This window comes from Bradyrhizobium sp. B025 (assembly GCF_042257955.1).
Taxonomy (GTDB): domain Bacteria; phylum Pseudomonadota; class Alphaproteobacteria; order Rhizobiales; family Xanthobacteraceae; genus Bradyrhizobium; species Bradyrhizobium diazoefficiens.
The window spans coordinates 8,480,929-8,497,716 of the sequence record NZ_CP170150.1 but is presented as its reverse complement, the minus strand read 5'-3'; the positions used below and the strand labels follow the sequence as shown (position 1 = coordinate 8,497,716).

Below are 16,788 nucleotides of genomic sequence, written 5' to 3'. Positions count from 1 at the left end.
CATCGTTCGTCGATCGACCGCTGGCCTTATGCGAAGAGCCTTTTGAACTAGGCCCCGGCGCAAAGCGGGTCTTTCGAGCCCGGTGAGTGATTTTCAGATCGCACGAAATATTTCGAGAAAGCCCGAAATCCGGTGAGGACGAGCCCCGCAGACTGGGCAAGCGCGAACGTGCCTTCGCGAAATTGGCGATCCGGTTTCAGAAGATCGCGGCCGTGGTCGCCGGCTACAACGGAACCCGAGCCGCTCGACAGAACGGGCCGTGGGGCCGGGCGGCTTGCGTATTGCAAGGAGAAGCGATGAATCAGTCAGGCAACCTGCCGCGCTCGAGGCTCGGCTCGCTGGTGCTGATTGTGGCCGTCCTCGGGGGCGGTGCTGCCGCGTTTGCCTACACTGCTGGGTGGCTCTCGCCCGGGCGCCTGACGCCGGATCGGATGATCGCGGCGCTCACGCCCCCGAGTGGCCCGCCACTCGGGCACCGGCGAAATCATGCCAAGGGAATCTGCTTCACCGGCGTCTTCGAGGCGAACGGGAACGGCGTGGAACTCTCGAAAGCCAGGGTCTTCGAGCGAGGCACGTATCCGGCTCTGGGCCGCTTCAATCTCGGCGCTGCCGATCCGAACGCCGTGGACGCAACCGCGCGCGTGCGCGGTTTGGGATTGCAGATCGCAACGGCGGATGGCGAAGAGTGGCGGATGGCGATGATCAATCCGCCGTTCTTTGCAGTCTCCACGCCGCAGGCGTTTCACGACCTGTTGATTGCATCCGGCAAGAAGGATCCGGAGGCGATGAAGGCGTTCATCCAGGCAAATCCGGAATTCGCCGCCTTCGCGGCCTGGGCCAAAACGGCGCCCTGGACCGCCAGCTATGCGGAGGAGCCTTACCACGGGCTCAACAGTTTCATCTTCACGGATGCGAAGGGCGCAGAGCATGCGGTGCGATGGTCGCTGCTGCCGACGGCGGAGGTCGTTCCACTGTCACAAGCCGAGCTGGAAAAGCGCGGTCCCGATTTTCTCGAGCAGGAGATAGCGGAACGGGTCCGGATCGCCGGCCCGCAACGCTGGACCATGGTCACGACCGTCGCCGATCCCGGTGATCCGACCGCGGACCCGAGCAAGCCCTGGCCTGAGGGCCGCCGTACGGTGCAGGTCGGAACGCTCATCGTGCAGCGGATCGAACCGGAGCGGGATGGGCCCTGCCGCGACATCAACTTCGATCCGACGGTGCTGCCGCAGGGAATCCGGGTGTCGGACGATCCTTTCCCGGCCGCGCGCTCGTCGGTCTACCGCAAGTCCTACGATTTGCGTGCGGCCGAAGCCCGGGATTATCCTCGAACCGAGACCGCCAGGCCATGAGCAATGCTCCTCATCGTTTCGCCCTGCTTCAGCGGCTCCTGCACTGGTTGATGGCAGTCTGTATTATCGCCATGCTCTTCATCGGCGTCGGCATGGTGTCCACCGTGGCGCCGACATATCTGCCGCTGATCCTGATCCACAAGACGCTCGGCGTCACTCTCCTGGCTCTCGTCGTGATCAGGTTGGCTCTGCGGCGCCACTACAGCGCGCCACCGTTGCCGGCTGATCTTCCGCCGGCGATGAAGCTGGGAGCACGTTTGTCGCACCAGCTCCTGTATGGCTTCATGATCGTGATGCCATTGCTGGGGCTCGGCATGCTTTGGGCTGCGGCCTATCCAGTCGTTCTGTATGGCGGCATTCGAATTCCGGCGTTGCTGCCGCAGAGCGACCGCCTGCACACGCTGTTGTGGAATGCCCATGTCTATCTGGGCTTTGCGTTCTTTGCCCTCGTGCTGCTGCATCTGGTGGCAGGGCTGTTCCACGCGTTGATCCGCCGCGACGGCGTATTCGGGACGATCGCGCTCCTGCCGTTGCGGAACAGGACGACGCCGGTGGAATGAACGCTTCGCGCGCCGGCGAAGCGTGCGGCTAAAGTTTTTCAACCTCCAACAAGGATGACGACAATGAGCAAAGCGGATCTCCAGAGCCCGACGGATCTCGGGGCCAATGCGAGCCGGGACATTCCAGCCGCGCTGAGAGCGCTGCTGGCCGATGTCTTCGCGCTGTACCTGAAGACCAAGAACTTCCACTGGCACGTATCCGGCAGGCACTTCCGCGACTATCACCTGCTGCTCGACGAGCAGGCCGAGCAGATCTTTGCCATGACCGACGACATTGCCGAGCGGGCGCGCAAGATCGGCGGCACGACGCTGCGCTCGATCGGCCAGATCGCGCGCGAGCAGCGCATTCTCGACAACGACGCGGATTATGTCGAACCCCAGGACATGCTCGCCGAGCTGCGCAGCGACAACCAGCAGCTGACGCGGGAAATGCGTCGGGTCCACGAGCTTTGCGACGAGTATGGCGACGTCGCCACCGCAAGCCTGCTGGAAAACTGGATCGATGAGACGGAGCGGCGGATCTGGTTCCTGTACGAGACCGGACGAAGCGGCCCGAATTCGTAGGCACAGGATGCCGGGTCGATGACGAGCTTGCCTTGGTGATCGACCTGGTGTCGAAGGCGGCCGATCGCTGCGACGCCGCGGAAGCGAGGGCGACCTTCGCTTCCGCGCAGGGGTGGTTGGAAGTCCATGCGCGACTCTACCATCTCACTGCCGTTGCATCTGCCAAAGATGGCTGCAGACCTGCCTTGAACGCTCGCCGTTTGATCGTGAGCCCACCGAAAAGACCCGCATCGTGCGGATGAAACAATATCGCGGCATCCTCGAAAGATGACCCCGAGCGAAACTCTGTACGCTTGCTCCCATCCATGACCGCTAGGCCGGTCGCACGTACAAGGGTCAAGCCATGACGGACATGTCGAACTCGAAGGCGTCGCTCGGAAGGGCCATTCACGCGATTGCCGGAAAATGGGGCTGGTTCGTTGCACTGGGGGTTGGCGAACTGATCCTCGGCGGCATTGCGTCGGCCAATCTGATGGCGGCGAGCTTGGCCTCCGTGCTCGTCATTGGAGCGACCATGGCAGTCGCCGGGATCTTCCAGATCGTGCATGCCTTCTCCGTGCACAGCCTGCGGGGTTTCCTGTTCTGGCTGTTCGCCGGGATCATCTATGGCGCCGCCGGAGCCGTCATCCTCTACGATCCGCTACTGGCTTCGTTCACACTGTCGCTCGCAATGTGCGCTTTCCTGATCGTCGCCGGGGTGACGCGGATCTGGGTAGGCTTCCATATGCGGCCGGCCGCAGGCTGGCGCTGGATAGTGGCCGCCGGCGTCGTGACGTTCTGCGTCGGCGTGATGCTGGTTGCAGCCTGGCCGACCATTGGACTGTGGCTACTCGGTGCGATGCTGGTCGTCGATCTGATCTTCCAGGGATGGGGCTTCATTGCGTTCGGGCTCGCCCTCAGAAACCGGGCCTCGCGACATTCGGCCGAGCCGGCGACGGTGTGAGCCATGATGACGGGTTCGACATTCACGCGGCACCGGGAGATCGCCTGGCGCGGCGGCCGCACGAGGTCGACGTCGCGATTGGTCGCCGAGGAGAGCGCCATCGCGCTGACCTACAACGGGTCGACCCATGCGGTGATGATGGGGACGCCGGCCGATCTTGAGGATTTCGGTCTCGGCTTCAGCCTCACCGAAGGAATCATCGGCCGCGCAAGCGAGATCAGGAGCATCGAGCTGATCTCGAACGAGCTTGGCGTGGAAGTGCGGATGTGGCTCGATGGCGACCGCGCTGCGTCCCTGGCCGCGCGCCGCCGCGCCATCAGCGGCCCGGTCGGGTGCGGGTTATGCGGCATCGAAAGCCTCGAACAGGCACGTCGCGCGCCGTCGCGGGTCGAGAGCCCCGGCATTGCCTTTCACGCACGGGACCTGCTGAGCGCCATGCAGGCGCTGTCTCCTCTCCAGACATTGAACCAACAGACGAGATCCGTTCACGCGGCGGCCTTCTGGCATCCTCGCGCCGGCATTGCCATGGTCAGGGAGGATGTCGGCCGGCACAATGCGCTCGACAAGCTCGCCGGTGCAATCATTCGCGACGGCAACTCGGCTCGCGACGGCGCCGTGCTGCTGACGAGCCGCGTTTCGGTAGAGATGGTGCAGAAGGCTGCGATGATCGGCGCGCCGGTCGTCGTTGCCGTTTCCGCGCCGACCGCGCTCGCCATCCAGACAGCGAACGAGGCGGGAATCACGTTGCTCGCCGTCGCCCGCGATGATGGATACGGCGTATTCACGCATCCGCGCCGCGTTCTGCTGCCTGAAGAGGCCGCGCCGCACGCCGGCTGCTGACCTCGCGGACCGGCGGACATGGCGATGCAAGCCGCATCAACGGAGCCCTTGGCCGAGACGCGCGTCGAGGCCTGCGCTCCGGAACGATCGCTGCTGGTTGCCTCTCTCCTGAGCATGTCGGGGGGCTTCCTCGACGCCTTCACGTGGCTGTCGCTGGGCGTCTTCGCGAGTTCGCAGACCGGCAACGTCGTCTTCCTCGGGATCGACGCCCAGTCCGGGCAATGGCTGCGCGCGCTTCACCATCTCCTTCCGATCGTGGCCTTCGTCCTGGGGGCGGTGGTGGCGGCCCGCACCCGGGCGGCGCTGCGCTGTCTCGTCGGAGAAATCGTCTGCCTTGCCACGGCGATGCTGCTGCTTCATCGCGTTCCCGATCAGATCGTGATTTTTGTCATCTCCTTCGGCGTCGCGTTGCAGTCGGCGAGTTTCAGGCAGGTTGGACGCTGGAAGTACCTCTCGGTCACTGCCAGTGGAAACATGCTCCGCGCCATCGATCAGTTCGTTGCCGCGTCCGATCGCGATGCGGTACGCGGCGGCGGAGCGATGGTTGCGATCTGCCTGATGTTCCTGCTGGGAGCCGCCGTCGGTGGCTGCGTGACGAAGTGGCTGGGAACCTGGAGCCTCGCTCTGCCGATCGCATTGTCGGTGTGCGTTCTCTGGCTCTGCCGGCATCGAAGCCACCAGCATTGAAGCAGTGCCATTGTCTGAGTGTTCCGCACGCGCAACGCGCGTTCGCTCGCTGCAAGCCGAGGCGCCCACCATGCCATTCGGAAAAAGGACGTTCGTTCGCGGAAGCGTGTGCGCTGTGCCGTCCGTACACTTTAGGTCGGCGCCGCAAGAGTGCTCCCGACATCAACTGCCACGAGAGGCAAAGGATGAACGACCTCCGCAAAGAGACAGACAGCCTGGGTGAAGTGAACGTTCCCGCGGACAAGCTCTGGGGCGCGCAGACGCAGCGCTCGCTCGAGCATTTCAGCATCGGCCGGGACCTGATGCCGCGCGAAATGATCCAGTCCTACGCGATCCTGAAGAAAGCGGCCGCGAATGCGAATTACGCCGGCGGCCGTCTCGACGGCAAGATTCACAAACTGATCGTCCACACCTGCGACGAGATTCTCGCCGGCCAGCATCACGATATGTTTCCCCTTCACGTCTGGATGACGGGTAGCGGAACGCAGTTCAACATGAACGTGAACGAGGTGATCTCGAACCGATGCTGCCAGCTTGCTGGCACGGCGCTCGGCAGCAAGCTGCCGGTTCATCCGAACGATCACGTCAACATGTCGCAGTCGTCGAACGACAGCTTCCCGTCGGCCATGTACATCGCGGCCGCGATGAACGTGACGCAACGGCTTGTTCCTGCGGTCGAAGCTCTGCACGATGCGATCGCGTCGAAATCGAACCAGTGGGACGACATCGTCAAGATCGGCCGAACCCACATGCAGGATGCCACACCCCTGACGCTCGGGCAGGAGTGGTCCGGTTATGCCGCGATGCTCGCCGACGGTCTGGCGCGCATCGACGACGCGCTCAAGGGCGTCTTCCGCCTCGCGCTGGGCGGCACCGCCGTGGGCACCGGGATTAACGCGGCGCCGGGCTTTGCAGAAGCCGTCGCAGCCGAGATCGCGCGGTTGACGGGCCTGCCCTTCGTCAGTGCGCCGAACAAGTTCGCCGTGCAGGGCGCACACGACGCGCTGGTGCAGCTCTCCGGCACACTGCGCACGCTCGCCGGCTCGCTCTACAAGAGCGCAAACGACATCCGCCTTTTGTCCTGCGGTCCGCGCGCGGGCTTTGCCGAGTTGCGGATTCCCGAGAACGAGCCGGGCTCGTCGATCATGCCGGGCAAGGTCAATCCGACGCAGGTTGAGGCGCTGACGATGATCGCCGTGCAGGTGATGGCGAACGACGTCGCCGTCGGGTTCGGTGGCGCCGGCGGCTACCTGGAGATGAACGTCTACAAGCCGCTGATCATCCACAACATCGCGCAATCCGTCACCATCCTCACCGACGGCTGCACGAATTTCCGCACCTTTCTGGTCGAGGGTACCGAGCCGAACCGCAAGAAAATCAAGGAGTATGTCGAGCGGTCGCTGATGCTCGTGACCGCCCTGGCGCCGGTGATCGGCTACGACAAGGCATCGCGGATCGCGCATTACGCGATGGACAACGATCTCACGCTGAAGTCGGCGGCGCTGAAGCTCGGCTTCGTGACCGAGCCGGAGTTCGACCGCATCGTGGATCCCGCCAAGATGGTCAAGCCCTACGTTGCCGAGATCAAGGTGCCGCTCGCAATCGGTGCGAAAACCGGTTGAAGGGAGCAAGGGCCATGATGCGGCCCGCACCACACCGCGCGGGCAACGCAGCAACCATGCAAGGAGAGACACGATGATCCGCTGTGTGCGTCTATGGACCGGAGAGGATAACAACTCGCATTTCGAGGAAGGTTTCCTCGAGCTGGAGCCGGGCCAGCGTGGCGATTTTCTGACCGGCAAGATCGATGCCGTCAGCGTCTCCTTCCAGGAGACGGAATCAGGCGGGGCGTTTGCCTGGCACACCGCGCCGATCCGGCAGCTCGTGATCACGCTGAGCGGAACGCTCGATTTCCAGACGCGTGACGGCCACCACTTCCTGATTCACCCCGGCAACGTCCTGCTTGCCGAAGACACCGCCGGCTCGGGGCACAGCTGGAAATTGACCGACGATTCGTCCTGGCGCCGTGCCTACGTGATCCTGCGGCCGGGAGCCGATGTGCCGTTCCGCGCCAGGACGCGGCAATCGGTGCAGGCCTGATCGAGCTATCCGGAACAGCAACACCCAACGAAGGAAAAAGCCATGCCAGCAGCTTCCGACCGCGAAACCGACGTCGTTCTCATTGGCGCAGGCATCATGAGCGCTACCCTCGGCGCGTTCCTCAAGGAGCTCGAGCCCTCCCTGACGATTCAGATGCTCGAGACTCTCGATGATTGCGCGCAGGAGAGCTCGGACTCCTGGAACAACGCCGGGACCGGCCACGCGGCGAACTGCGAGATGAACTACACGCCGCAGCGGCCCGACGGCAGCATCGACATCTCCAAGGCGCTCCAGGTCAACGTCGAGTTCGATCTGTCCCGGCAATTCTGGTCTTATCTCGTCGGGCGGGGCGCGATCGCCGACCCCCGGTCCTTCATCCATCCGGTGCCGCATATGAGCTTCGTGCACGGCACGGAGAATGTTGAATTTCTCCGAAAGCGGTTCAAGGCGATGTCGGCCCATCATTGCTATGAGGGCATGGAGCATACCGAGGATCCCAGGAAGATTGCCGAATGGGCGCCGCTGGTGATGGACGGACGGAGCGGCGACGAGCCGGTCGCCGCAACGCGGATCATCACCGGCACCGACGTCGATTACGGCGCGTTGACGCATCTGCTGGTTGGTCATCTCGTCAGCCAGCCGGGTTGCGCGGTCCACTACAACAGCTGCGTCACCGGTCTCGTTCGCGAGCAGGGCGGCCGCTGGCGGATCGAGGTGCGCGACACCGCGAGCGGCGAAACGCGGTCGGTCCGCGCAAAATTCGTCTTCATCGGTGCCGGCGGCGGTGCGCTGCCGCTGCTGGAGAAATCCGGCCTTCCGGAAGCACGCGGCTATGGCGGTTTTCCGGTCAGCGGGATCTGGCTGCGCTGCGACGATCCGGAGATCAACAAGCGTCATCATGCCAAGGTCTACGGCAAGGCCGCGGTCGGCTCCCCGCCGATGTCCGTGCCGCACCTCGACACGCGCGTGATCGGCGGCCAGCGCTCGTTGCTGTTCGGCCCCTATGCGGGCTTCTCGAGCAAGTTCCTCAAGCACGGCTCGCTGCTGGATCTGTTCGAGTCCATTCGTCCTGCCAACGTCAAGCCGCTGCTCTCGGTGGCGCGCGACAATTTCGATCTCACCGAATATCTGGTCGGGCAGGTGCTGCAATCCGAGAGCCACCGGCTTGCGGCGCTCGACGAATATTTCCCGAAGGCCGACCCGAAGGACTGGAGGCTGCAGGTCGCAGGCCAGCGCGTCCAGATCATCAAGCCCGATGTCAAGCGCGGCGGTCTGCTCGAATTCGGGACCGAGCTCGTCGGCGCGGACGATCATTCGCTGGTCGCGCTTCTCGGCGCCTCGCCGGGCGCCTCCACTGCGGCGTTCATCGCCATCAGCGTGCTCGAAAAGTGCTTCGCCGGCGAGCTGACGGCGAGCGCCTGGCTGCCGAAGCTGAAGCAGATCGTCCCGTCCTACGGTGTGTCGTTGATCGACGACGCGGATTTCTGTCGTCAGATTCGAGCGACGACGGCGGCGGTCCTCAAGGTCGACAACATTCCGCAGCCGGCCGGACGCGCGCCGGCGGTCGCGAAACGGGCCTGAGTGAACGGGAGATTGTCCGATGGATCCGACGGCACTCCTCCTGTCGCGGCTGCAATTCGCCTTCACCATCTCGTTCCACATCATCTTTCCGGCGTTCACGATCGGGCTTGCCGCCTGGCTCACCGTGCTCGAGGCGATGCACCAGTATAGTGGCAAGCCCGTCTACCGGACTCTGTTCGAGTTCTGGCTCAAGATCTTTGGCGTTGCCTTCGGCATGGGCGTCGTCTCGGGCGTGGTGATGGCGTTCCAGTTCGGAACGAACTGGAGCGTGCTCTCGAAGATGTCGGGTCCGATCCAGGGCCCGCTGCTCTCCTACGAGACATTCACCGCCTTCATGCTGGAGGCGGGCTTCTTCGGCATTCTCATCTTTGGCCGGCCGCGGGTGCCACCCTGGTTTTACCTGTTCTCGACGGCGATGGTCGCGCTCGGAACCACGCTTTCGGCGTTCTGGATCATGGTCAACAACAGCTGGATGCAGGTGCCGACCGGCTACGTCCTGCAGAACGGCCAGTTCGTACCGAACGATTGGGCGCAGATCATCTTCAATCGCGTGGTCTGGGTCCGGTTTCCGCACATGCTGCTCGCGTCCTATCTGACCGGCGCATTCTGCGTGGCTGCAACCGGCGCATGGTATCTGCTGCGGCGGACCTATCGCGCCGAGGCCCATGTGATGCTGCGGATGGGCCTTGCGCTTGCGGCGGTGCTGCTCCCGGTCCAGCTCTTCATCGGGCATCTTGTCGGCGACTATGTCCACGACTACCAGCCGGCCAAATTCGCCGCGATCGAGGCGCGCTGGCATGACGAGCAGCCGGCCTCGGAGGTGCTGATCGCAATTCCCGATTCGAGCACCGAATCCAACAAATATGCGATATCGATTCCCGTGCTCGGGAGCATCATCGGCAGCATGAGCCTGACGTCGAAAGAGGTCGGCCTCACCAGCTTCGCGCCGCAGGACCGGCCGCCGGTGGCGATCCCGTTCTTCGCCTTCCGCGTCATGGTCGGCTGCGGCTTCGTGATGCTGGGGCTCGCGTGGTTCGGGACCTGGCTCGGCCTCAAGCATCGGCTCGATCGGAGCCGCCTGCTGCTGTGGGGCATCTTCCTCAGCTTCCCGCTGCCGTGGATCGCGATTCTCACCGGCTGGTACACCGCGGAGGTCGGCCGCCAGCCGTGGACGGTCTACGGCGTATTGCGGACCGCCGATGCCGTGACGCCGTCTCTGACAGCGGCCGCCGCGACGGCTTCGCTGATCCTGTTCGTTGCTGTCTATGCCTTCATCTTCTCGTTCGGGACTTACTACATCTATCGGCTGCTGCGCGCCGGCCCGGCGGGACTGGGCGGCAAGCCCCTGCACGTTCCCGTCCCCAATCGGCCGATGTCGCTCGCCGACCAGGTGCCGGCCTCGCACAGCTACCTCGAAGCGGGAGAATAGACATGGTGATGTTCTGGGTTGCGCTGCTCGCCATCAGCATCCTGATCTATCTTCTGCTGGACGGGTTCGATCTCGGCGTCGGCATGCTGTTTGGCCTCGCCGATGGCGAGGCGAGGCGTGACGAGATGCTGCGCACGATCGCTCCGGTCTGGGATGGCAACGAGACCTGGCTGGTCGTCACCGGCGTGATCATGTGGGGGGCGTTCCCCGTGGTCTATGCCATGCTGATGCCCGCCTTCTACATCCCGGTCGTGGTCATGCTGCTGGGATTGATCCTGCGCGGCGTTGCGTTCGAATTTCGCGGCAAGGCCTCGCGCTCGCGCCGGGTCTGGGACGTCAGCTTCACCGTGGGATCGTTTGCCGCAAGCTTCATGCAGGGCGCGATGGTCGGGGCGCTCGTCGAGGGACTGCAGTTTTCGAACGGCGAATATGTCGGCGGAACCTTCGGCTGGCTGACCGGCTTTTCGGTCTTGTGCGGGATCGGCCTGTGCTTCGGCTACGCGCTGCTCGGTGCCTGCTGGCTGGTGGGGAAGTGCGAGGGCCCGATCCGCGACGCCACGCGGCGTCAGATTCCCTTGCTCGCGGTCGCCGTGCTGGCCTTTCTCGTCGTCGTCTTCACGCACGCGCTTGTCGAACATCTGCCAATCCTGCGCCGATGGATCGAGCGGCCCTATCTGTTCGTGTTTCCCCTCATCGGCGCGGGCGCCGCCGCAGTGCTTGCGACGAGTATCCTGCGCCACGACGATTATTGGCCGTTCCACATGGTGGCGCTGATCTTCGCATCGGCCTTCGGCACGCTTGCCCTGTCTTTCTGGCCCTATATGATCCCGTTCGTCATCACGATCGAGGAGGCGGCGGCGCCTCATGCGAGCCTCGCCTTCATGTTCTGGGGCGCGGGCCTGTTCGTGTTCCCGCTGATGCTGCTCTATGTCGCGGTGGGTTATCGCGTCTTTCGCGGCAAGACGGCTGCGACGGCGGACCACTACTGACGGCTACAGGCTCGAACCGCGAATAAAAGAAAGGCGCCGGTTTCGGCGCCTTTCTCGTTCAGGACCGTCTAAGGCCTGCTTCAGGACTTGGGCATGACACCCGGGCCGTTGTCCGGCCATTGGGCGATCAGCTTCTCGTCGATGTTGAAATGCTGGGCCACCAGCTTGGGCGGCGTGTGCGTCAGCCAGTTGGAGAGCGACACCTCTTCGTAGCGCGGCGCGCGGAACACGCCGACGAACTGCAGCTCGGTGTCGCCGACATTCTCGACATAATGGCCGAGATTGCGCCGGACATAGCCGATGTCGCCGGCCGAGAAATCCGTCGTCAGCGCGTTGGGGCCGGTGTCGAACACCGTCATCCGCGCCTTGCCCTTGATGTAGTACTGCCACTCGTCGGCATTCGGATGCCAGTGCATCTCCCGGACCGCGCCCGGCGGCATCGTCACCAGCGCCGCGGCGACGGTGGTGGCGACCTTGAAGTTGCTGCTGTCGGCGACGCGGATGCTGCCGGCGGCGCTCTCCTTGACGGGAGGCGAGCTGCCGAGCGAATGGATGAAGGGATAGGGCGGCGCTTCGGCGTGCCTGGAGACCGCCGCGCGATCGTCGGCGAGATCGCCGGGCACCGTACCCTGGAAGATCCAGCGATTGTGCAGCGGGATCTTCGCGAAGGCGTCGGCCGGCACGCCGAAATTCTTTGCCAGCACCTCGGGCGGCGTATGGGCCAGCCAGTCCGTCACCAGCAGCGTGTTGAATTCGTTGGCGTGGCCGTCGTCGAAGCAGATCACGAACTCACAGCCGTCGGGGCCCAAGCCCTGCAGCGAATGCGGCGCGCCCGGCGGGAAATACCAGAGGTCGCCGGCCTTGAGATCGCCGACATAGGGGCGCCCCTGCGTGTCGAGTACGGTGATGCGGCAGGAGCCGTAGGTCATGATCGCCCATTCGGCCGCTTGATGCCAATGCAGCTCGCGGATGCCGCCGGCGGACAGCCGCATGTTGACGCCGGAGATTTCCTTCGAGATGGCGAAGTCCTCGACGGTGACCTGACGAGCCCAGCCACCGTTTTGGATGCGTCGCGGCGCATTGTTGAACGAGGCCCAATCCATCGGTAGGCCGCCGACGTCCGTCGCTGGCGGCGTTTGTGCGGAAGGGAATTGCTTGGCCAGTTCGGGATTTTGCGGACCGGGATCGCTCAGGCTCCCGGGGCTCTTGGCGTTGACGGCGCCTTGCGGCGGCTCGTCCGGATTGCCGAAGGTTGCCGCCTGCGCACTGGAACCGACCATGGCGGCGCCTGCCGCGGACATGGCCAGCAAATCACGTCGTGAAAACATGGGGGCCTCTCCTGAAAATCATCGAAAGCCCTCTGTCGCGCGGGGGCTCAAGATGCCCAGCCTAGTTCCTTGCTGCCGGCACAGCTTCCGCGAACGGCTTTCCTTTTTCCGGAATGCACTGGCTGCTTCAGCCGCCCGGCCGGGTTCGAACGTGTGCAATTGAGAAATTCGGCGTCGTTTTGAAAAGACGGCTCTGCCCGCGCGATCCTTAACTGGCCCGGAGAATTGCCATACCGAGAGATATCGAGATGACCACGAAATCGGTTCGTCCCTATCGTGAACCCGCCGGCGGCTGGGGCGCACTCAAGGCGCTTAGCGAAGCACTCCTGGTGCAGCGGGTGCCGCTGAAGGGCGCGGCGACGCTGAGCCGGATGAACCAGCCTGAGGGTTTTGATTGTCCCGGCTGTGCGTGGCCCGATCCGAAGCACACCTCGTCCTTCGAATTCTGCGAGAACGGCGGCAAGGCCGTCGCCTGGGAGGCAACGTCGAAGCGCTGCACGCCCGAATTCTTCGCCGAGCATACGGTCACCGAGCTTACGAGCTGGAACGATTACGATCTCGAAATGGTCGGGCGGCTCACCCATCCGATGGCCTATGATGCCGCATCCGACCGCTATCTCCCGGTCGGGTGGAGCGATGCGTTCGACATGATCGGTCGCGAGCTTCGGGCCTTGCCGGATCCGAACATGGCAGAGTTCTACACGTCCGGGCGGACCTCGAACGAGGCCGCCTTCCTCTATCAGCTCTTCGTACGCGAGTACGGCACCAACAATTTTCCCGACTGCTCGAACATGTGCCACGAGGCGACCAGCGTCGGCCTGCCTTGCTCGCTCGGCGTCGGCAAGGGCACCGTGCTGCTGGAGGATTTCGACAAGGCCGATTGCATCTTCATCTTCGGCCAGAATCCCGGCACCAACAGCCCGCGGATGATGACCAGCCTGCGCAATGCGGCACGCCGCGGCGCCTCCATCATCTCCTTCAATCCGTTCCGCGAGCGAGCGCTGGAGCGTTTCCAGGCGCCGCAGAGCCCGATCGAGATGGTCACACTGTCGTCGACTGCGATCAGCTCAAAACTCTTCCAGGTACGGGTCGGCGGTGACGTCGCCGTCCTCAAGGGAATCATGAAGATCCTGGTGGAGGCCGACGAAGCAGCCCGTGCCGCCGAGCAGCCGGAGATCCTGGACTGGGATTTCATCCGCGGTCACACCGTCGGCGTCGAGGCGTTGATCGACGATCTCAAGCGCACGCAATGGCCGGACATCGAACGTCAGTCCGGCCTGACGCGCGAGGACATGGAATATGCCGCCGGCGCTTATATGAAGGCCGAGCGTGCCATCCTCGTGTACGGCATGGGCATCACCCAGCACTGGCGCGGCGCGAATAACGTGCAGCAGATCGCCAATCTCGCGCTGTTGCGCGGCAATGTGGGGCGCGAAGGCGCCGGCGTCTGCCCGGTTCGCGGTCATTCCAACGTGCAGGGCGATCGGACCGTGGGGATCACGGAAGTCCCCAAGGCGGACTTCCTCGAGCGGCTGGAGCAGCGCTTCGGCTTCAAGCCTCCGACCGCGCCGGGACACAACGTGGTGACCGCGCTGGAAGCCATGATCCGCGGCGAGGTAAAGGCCTTCTTCGCAATGGGCGGCAATTTTGCCGCGGCCATACCGGACTGGCAGGCGACGCAGGCCGCGCTGCGCAATCTCGATCTGACCGCCTACGTCGCCACCAAGCTCAACCGCAGCCATCTCGTTCATGGCCGTGCAGCCTTGATCCTGCCGTGTCTCGGCCGTACCGAGATCGACGTCCAGGCGTCGGGGCCGCAGTCGATCACGGTGGAAGACTCGATGTCGATGGTGCATGCGTCCGGCGGCCGCAACAAGCCGGCATCGGAGCATCTCCTCAGCGAGGTCGCGATCATCGCCGGCGTTGCCAAGGCGACGCTGGGAGAGCGCACGGTGGTCGACTGGGATGGCTTCGTTGCCGATTACGATCGCATCCGCGATGCGATCGAGGCGGTGTTCCCGATCTTCCAAGGCTACAATGCCCGCATCCGCGTCCCCGGCGGCTTCCATCTCACCTCGACGGCGCGCGAACGCATCTGGGCGACGCCGTCGGGCAAGGCGAACTTCCTGGTCTTCGCGGGTTGCGGCGAGGACCCGCCGCAGGGCGATCCCGATTTCCTGTGGCTTACCACCATACGCAGCCACGATCAGTACAACACCACCCTCTACTCGATGTCGGACCGCTATCGCGGCGTGTTCGGTCAGCGCGACGTGGTGTTCCTCAATGAATACGAGCTGAAGAGGCGGGGACTTGTGGACGGCGATCGCGTCGACCTGATAACCGCCTCGACCGATGGCGCCGAGCGGATCGTGCGCAACTTCCGCGTGGTAGCCTATTCCTTTCCGACGGGCTGCTGTGCTGCGTACTATCCGGAGACCAATCCGCTGGTGCCGCTCTACGCCCGCGATCCGCTCAGCTTCACGCCGTCATACAAGGGCGTCCCGATCCGCCTGGTGCGTTCGGCCGCTACCGGGGAATAGCGGCCACGCCGGAAACGTCGCGGTCACGTATCGGCGTTGAGGTCGCAGCGCAGCGAATCCGCCGGCACGGAGACCGGCAGCGTGAACCAGAAGCGGGCGCCGCCACTCGCACCGTTACCCCCGGCGCCGATCCGGCCTCCATGCGCTTCCACGATCGACCGGCAGATCGGCAGTCCCATGCCCATCCCGCTGTCCTTGGTCGTGAAAAAGCTCTCGAAGAGCCGGTCGACATGTTCAACTGCGATGCCGGGGCCGTTGTCCTCCACGGCGCAGCACAACGTGGCCGCGTCCTGCGTGACCGTGCTGATGACGATCCTGCGATCGTCATATCCCGCCTGCGTCATCGCCTGCACAGCGTTGATGGCCAGATTGACGATCACCTGCTGGAGCTGGGTGCGGTCACCAAGCACCTGCGGTGTGGTCGGATCGGGTCGGTGCAGGATCGTTACGCCGCGGGATTCGAGCTCGTGTCGCAGAAAGAGAAGCGCTTCGCGGACGATCTCGTCAAATGACAAGGATGCCTGTTCGGGGACTTTCCGGGAAGCCATCCCGTGAACGCGCGCCACGATGTTCGCGGCGCGCTGGGTATCTACGACGATGTTCTCGATGGTCTTGCGGATCTCGACGATATCGGGAGTGGGCCTGTTCAGCCACCGCAGCCCGGCGGCGCCGTTGGTGGCGATGGCCGCGAGGGGCTGGTTGACCTCGTGGGCGATCGATGCGGTGAGTTCTCCGAGCATCGAGACGCGCGCGGCATGCGCGAACTCAGCCTGAACCTGCTGAAGCTTCTGCTGAGCGCGAACACGCTGTGAAATGTCGATGGTGCCGACCAGGCTGACTTCGAGATCATTGATGGGGCCGACCCGCGCCGTGGTGAAGAGAACGTCGACGACGCGGCCGTCCCACGTGACCATCTTGGTCTCTTCCTCGAAATTCGTCTCGCCGCGATAGCGCGACTCCATGGCCCGCCGGAACGTATCGGGACGCTCCTTCCAGGTCTCGGCCATGGAGCGTCCGACAAAGTCGTCGACGCCGCCTCCGAACATCTGGATGGCCCGTTCATTGGCCTCCTGAAACGAGAGCGCGTCCATGCAGGTCCTGAGGAACTCGGGGTGGCTGTCGAAATAGGGGCCAAGGTCCTTGACGCCCTCGGCACGCAATTTTCGGAACAGCACGACCAGCCTGCTGGCGTCGAGCTGCCGGAATGCGATCGGCATGCGGCTGAACAGATGGCGGTAACGCTGTTCGCTCCGCTCCAGCTCGGTATGGGCCTTCTTCTGGGCGGTGATGTCCATGACCGCGCCGACAAACTCGAACTGGCCCCGGCCGTTCGTCATTCCGCGGGCGACCACGCGTATGGTCCGGATCGAACCGTCGTCCAGCACCAGCCGGTTTTCGTGGGAAAAGTCGCCCCTCTCGTTCACCGCCCGGTCGATGGCCTCGCGTACGGCATTGACGTCATCGGGATGTGTGCGCTTCAAGACGACGGCGAGCGACGGGCGCGATGTCTGTGCGAGATCGAAGATCCTGAACGTTTCATCCGACCAGAAAAGCTCTCCGGTCACGACGTTCCAGCCGAAGCTGCCGGTCTGGCTGAGCTTCTGTGCCTCGGCGAGATAAGCGGCCAGGTGGCCATGCTCGCCTGACCACCTGGTCAGACTGATCGCCGCGAGCGAAGTCGCGACAAAGGCGGCGAGAGCGATCGTGGTGGAATTGAAGCCGAGCAGTGACCAGGCGAAGGACAGCAGGCAAAGGGCAACGCTGCTCCACGCCCACAATGGAGTGCGATCCTGTTTGGCCCAGTCTTGGTGCAGACGGCGCCACCATCGCGGGAGCCGTACGGAGTTAGGGCCATCCAGGCGTTCGAGCGTCATG

General features: G+C 64.0%; 14 protein-coding genes. 12 read left to right on the top strand and 2 right to left on the bottom strand.

The genetic code is table 11. The features are described from left to right. Window positions 1-296 precede the first annotated feature (296 nt). The 11 genes from ACE10W_RS40290 to cydB all read left to right on the top strand — a co-directional run bounded on the left by ACE10W_RS40290 (window position 297) and on the right by cydB (window position 11,045). A complete protein-coding gene (locus ACE10W_RS40290; RefSeq protein WP_370205821.1) occupies window positions 297-1,352 on the top strand; it encodes a catalase family peroxidase in 1,056 nt (351 codons plus the stop codon). Then, the gene (locus tag ACE10W_RS40285; RefSeq protein WP_304549440.1) at window positions 1,349-1,912 is read left to right on the top strand and encodes a cytochrome b; all 564 of its coding nucleotides are present in this window, start codon (window positions 1,349-1,351) and stop codon (window positions 1,910-1,912) included. The genes ACE10W_RS40290 and ACE10W_RS40285 overlap by 4 nt, the downstream gene beginning before the upstream one ends. 63 nt (window positions 1,913-1,975) lie before the next feature. Further along, complete coding sequence (locus ACE10W_RS40280) at window positions 1,976-2,476, top strand: Dps family protein (protein WP_304549438.1); 501 nt, start codon at window positions 1,976-1,978, stop codon at window positions 2,474-2,476. 343 nt (window positions 2,477-2,819) lie between these two features. After that, window positions 2,820-3,419, top strand: a complete 600-nt coding sequence (locus ACE10W_RS40275) for an HdeD family acid-resistance protein (RefSeq protein WP_304549437.1) — start codon at window positions 2,820-2,822, stop codon at window positions 3,417-3,419. 3 nt (window positions 3,420-3,422) lie between these two features. Beyond that, window positions 3,423-4,259, top strand: coding sequence for a formate dehydrogenase accessory sulfurtransferase FdhD (gene fdhD, locus ACE10W_RS40270; protein WP_304549435.1), 837 nt, complete (start codon window positions 3,423-3,425; stop codon window positions 4,257-4,259). A gap of 18 nt (window positions 4,260-4,277) precedes the next feature. Continuing rightward, window positions 4,278-4,946, top strand: a complete 669-nt coding sequence (locus tag ACE10W_RS40265) for a YoaK family protein (RefSeq protein WP_304549433.1) — start codon at window positions 4,278-4,280, stop codon at window positions 4,944-4,946. Window positions 4,947-5,131: 185 nt separating this feature from the next. Further along, the gene (fumC, locus tag ACE10W_RS40260) at window positions 5,132-6,568 is read left to right on the top strand and encodes a class II fumarate hydratase (RefSeq protein ID WP_304549432.1); all 1,437 of its coding nucleotides are present in this window, start codon (window positions 5,132-5,134) and stop codon (window positions 6,566-6,568) included. Window positions 6,569-6,641: 73 nt separating this feature from the next. Next, a complete protein-coding gene (locus tag ACE10W_RS40255; protein ID WP_271556265.1) occupies window positions 6,642-7,046 on the top strand; it encodes a hypothetical protein in 405 nt (134 codons plus the stop codon). Window positions 7,047-7,088: 42 nt separating this feature from the next. Further along, window positions 7,089-8,627, top strand: a complete 1,539-nt coding sequence (mqo, locus tag ACE10W_RS40250) for a malate dehydrogenase (quinone) (RefSeq protein WP_304549430.1) — start codon at window positions 7,089-7,091, stop codon at window positions 8,625-8,627. Between the two features lie 19 nt (window positions 8,628-8,646). Further along, window positions 8,647-10,056 carry a cytochrome ubiquinol oxidase subunit I gene (locus tag ACE10W_RS40245; protein WP_304549428.1) on the top strand — a complete coding sequence of 470 codons (1,410 nt, stop codon included), beginning with the start codon at window positions 8,647-8,649 and terminating at the stop codon, window positions 10,054-10,056. Window positions 10,057-10,058: 2 nt separating this feature from the next. After that, complete coding sequence (gene cydB, locus ACE10W_RS40240) at window positions 10,059-11,045, top strand: cytochrome d ubiquinol oxidase subunit II (RefSeq protein WP_028175285.1); 987 nt, start codon at window positions 10,059-10,061, stop codon at window positions 11,043-11,045. Between the two features lie 80 nt (window positions 11,046-11,125). Here cydB and ACE10W_RS40235 read toward each other — a convergent pair whose 3' ends face one another. Continuing rightward, window positions 11,126-12,373 (bottom strand): oxalate decarboxylase family bicupin, encoded by a 1,248-nt coding sequence (locus ACE10W_RS40235; RefSeq protein WP_011083113.1) that lies wholly within the window; start codon window positions 12,371-12,373, stop codon window positions 11,126-11,128. Between the two features lie 248 nt (window positions 12,374-12,621). On the opposite strand from ACE10W_RS40235, the gene ACE10W_RS40230 reads away from it, so the two are divergent. Beyond that, entirely contained in the window at window positions 12,622-14,913 is a 2,292-nt protein-coding gene (locus ACE10W_RS40230) for an FdhF/YdeP family oxidoreductase (RefSeq protein ID WP_304549426.1), read from the top strand. 23 nt (window positions 14,914-14,936) lie between these two features. Here ACE10W_RS40230 and ACE10W_RS40225 read toward each other — a convergent pair whose 3' ends face one another. After that, window positions 14,937-16,787: an ATP-binding protein gene (locus ACE10W_RS40225; RefSeq protein WP_304549424.1), complete on the bottom strand. Its 1,851-nt coding sequence runs from the start codon at window positions 16,785-16,787 to the stop codon at window positions 14,937-14,939. Window position 16,788: the final 1 nt, after the last annotated feature.

What these genes read in the sequence shown, in the direction of transcription:
- ACE10W_RS40290 (WP_370205821.1), top strand. Translation starts at nt 297, where the DNA reads ATGAATCAGTCAGGCAACCTGCCGCGCTCGAGGCTCGGCTCGCTGGTG.
- ACE10W_RS40285 (WP_304549440.1), top strand. Translation starts at nt 1,349, where the DNA reads ATGAGCAATGCTCCTCATCGTTTCGCCCTGCTTCAGCGGCTCCTGCAC.
- ACE10W_RS40280 (WP_304549438.1), top strand. Translation starts at nt 1,976, where the DNA reads ATGAGCAAAGCGGATCTCCAGAGCCCGACGGATCTCGGGGCCAATGCG.
- ACE10W_RS40275 (WP_304549437.1), top strand. Translation starts at nt 2,820, where the DNA reads ATGACGGACATGTCGAACTCGAAGGCGTCGCTCGGAAGGGCCATTCAC.
- fdhD (WP_304549435.1), top strand. Translation starts at nt 3,423, where the DNA reads ATGATGACGGGTTCGACATTCACGCGGCACCGGGAGATCGCCTGGCGC.
- ACE10W_RS40265 (WP_304549433.1), top strand. Translation starts at nt 4,278, where the DNA reads ATGGCGATGCAAGCCGCATCAACGGAGCCCTTGGCCGAGACGCGCGTC.
- fumC (WP_304549432.1), top strand. Translation starts at nt 5,132, where the DNA reads ATGAACGACCTCCGCAAAGAGACAGACAGCCTGGGTGAAGTGAACGTT.
- ACE10W_RS40255 (WP_271556265.1), top strand. Translation starts at nt 6,642, where the DNA reads ATGATCCGCTGTGTGCGTCTATGGACCGGAGAGGATAACAACTCGCAT.
- mqo (WP_304549430.1), top strand. Translation starts at nt 7,089, where the DNA reads ATGCCAGCAGCTTCCGACCGCGAAACCGACGTCGTTCTCATTGGCGCA.
- ACE10W_RS40245 (WP_304549428.1), top strand. Translation starts at nt 8,647, where the DNA reads ATGGATCCGACGGCACTCCTCCTGTCGCGGCTGCAATTCGCCTTCACC.
- cydB (WP_028175285.1), top strand. Translation starts at nt 10,059, where the DNA reads ATGGTGATGTTCTGGGTTGCGCTGCTCGCCATCAGCATCCTGATCTAT.
- ACE10W_RS40235 (WP_011083113.1), bottom strand. Translation starts at nt 12,373, where the DNA reads ATGTTTTCACGACGTGATTTGCTGGCCATGTCCGCGGCAGGCGCCGCC.
- ACE10W_RS40230 (WP_304549426.1), top strand. Translation starts at nt 12,622, where the DNA reads ATGACCACGAAATCGGTTCGTCCCTATCGTGAACCCGCCGGCGGCTGG.
- ACE10W_RS40225 (WP_304549424.1), bottom strand. Translation starts at nt 16,787, where the DNA reads ATGACGCTCGAACGCCTGGATGGCCCTAACTCCGTACGGCTCCCGCGA.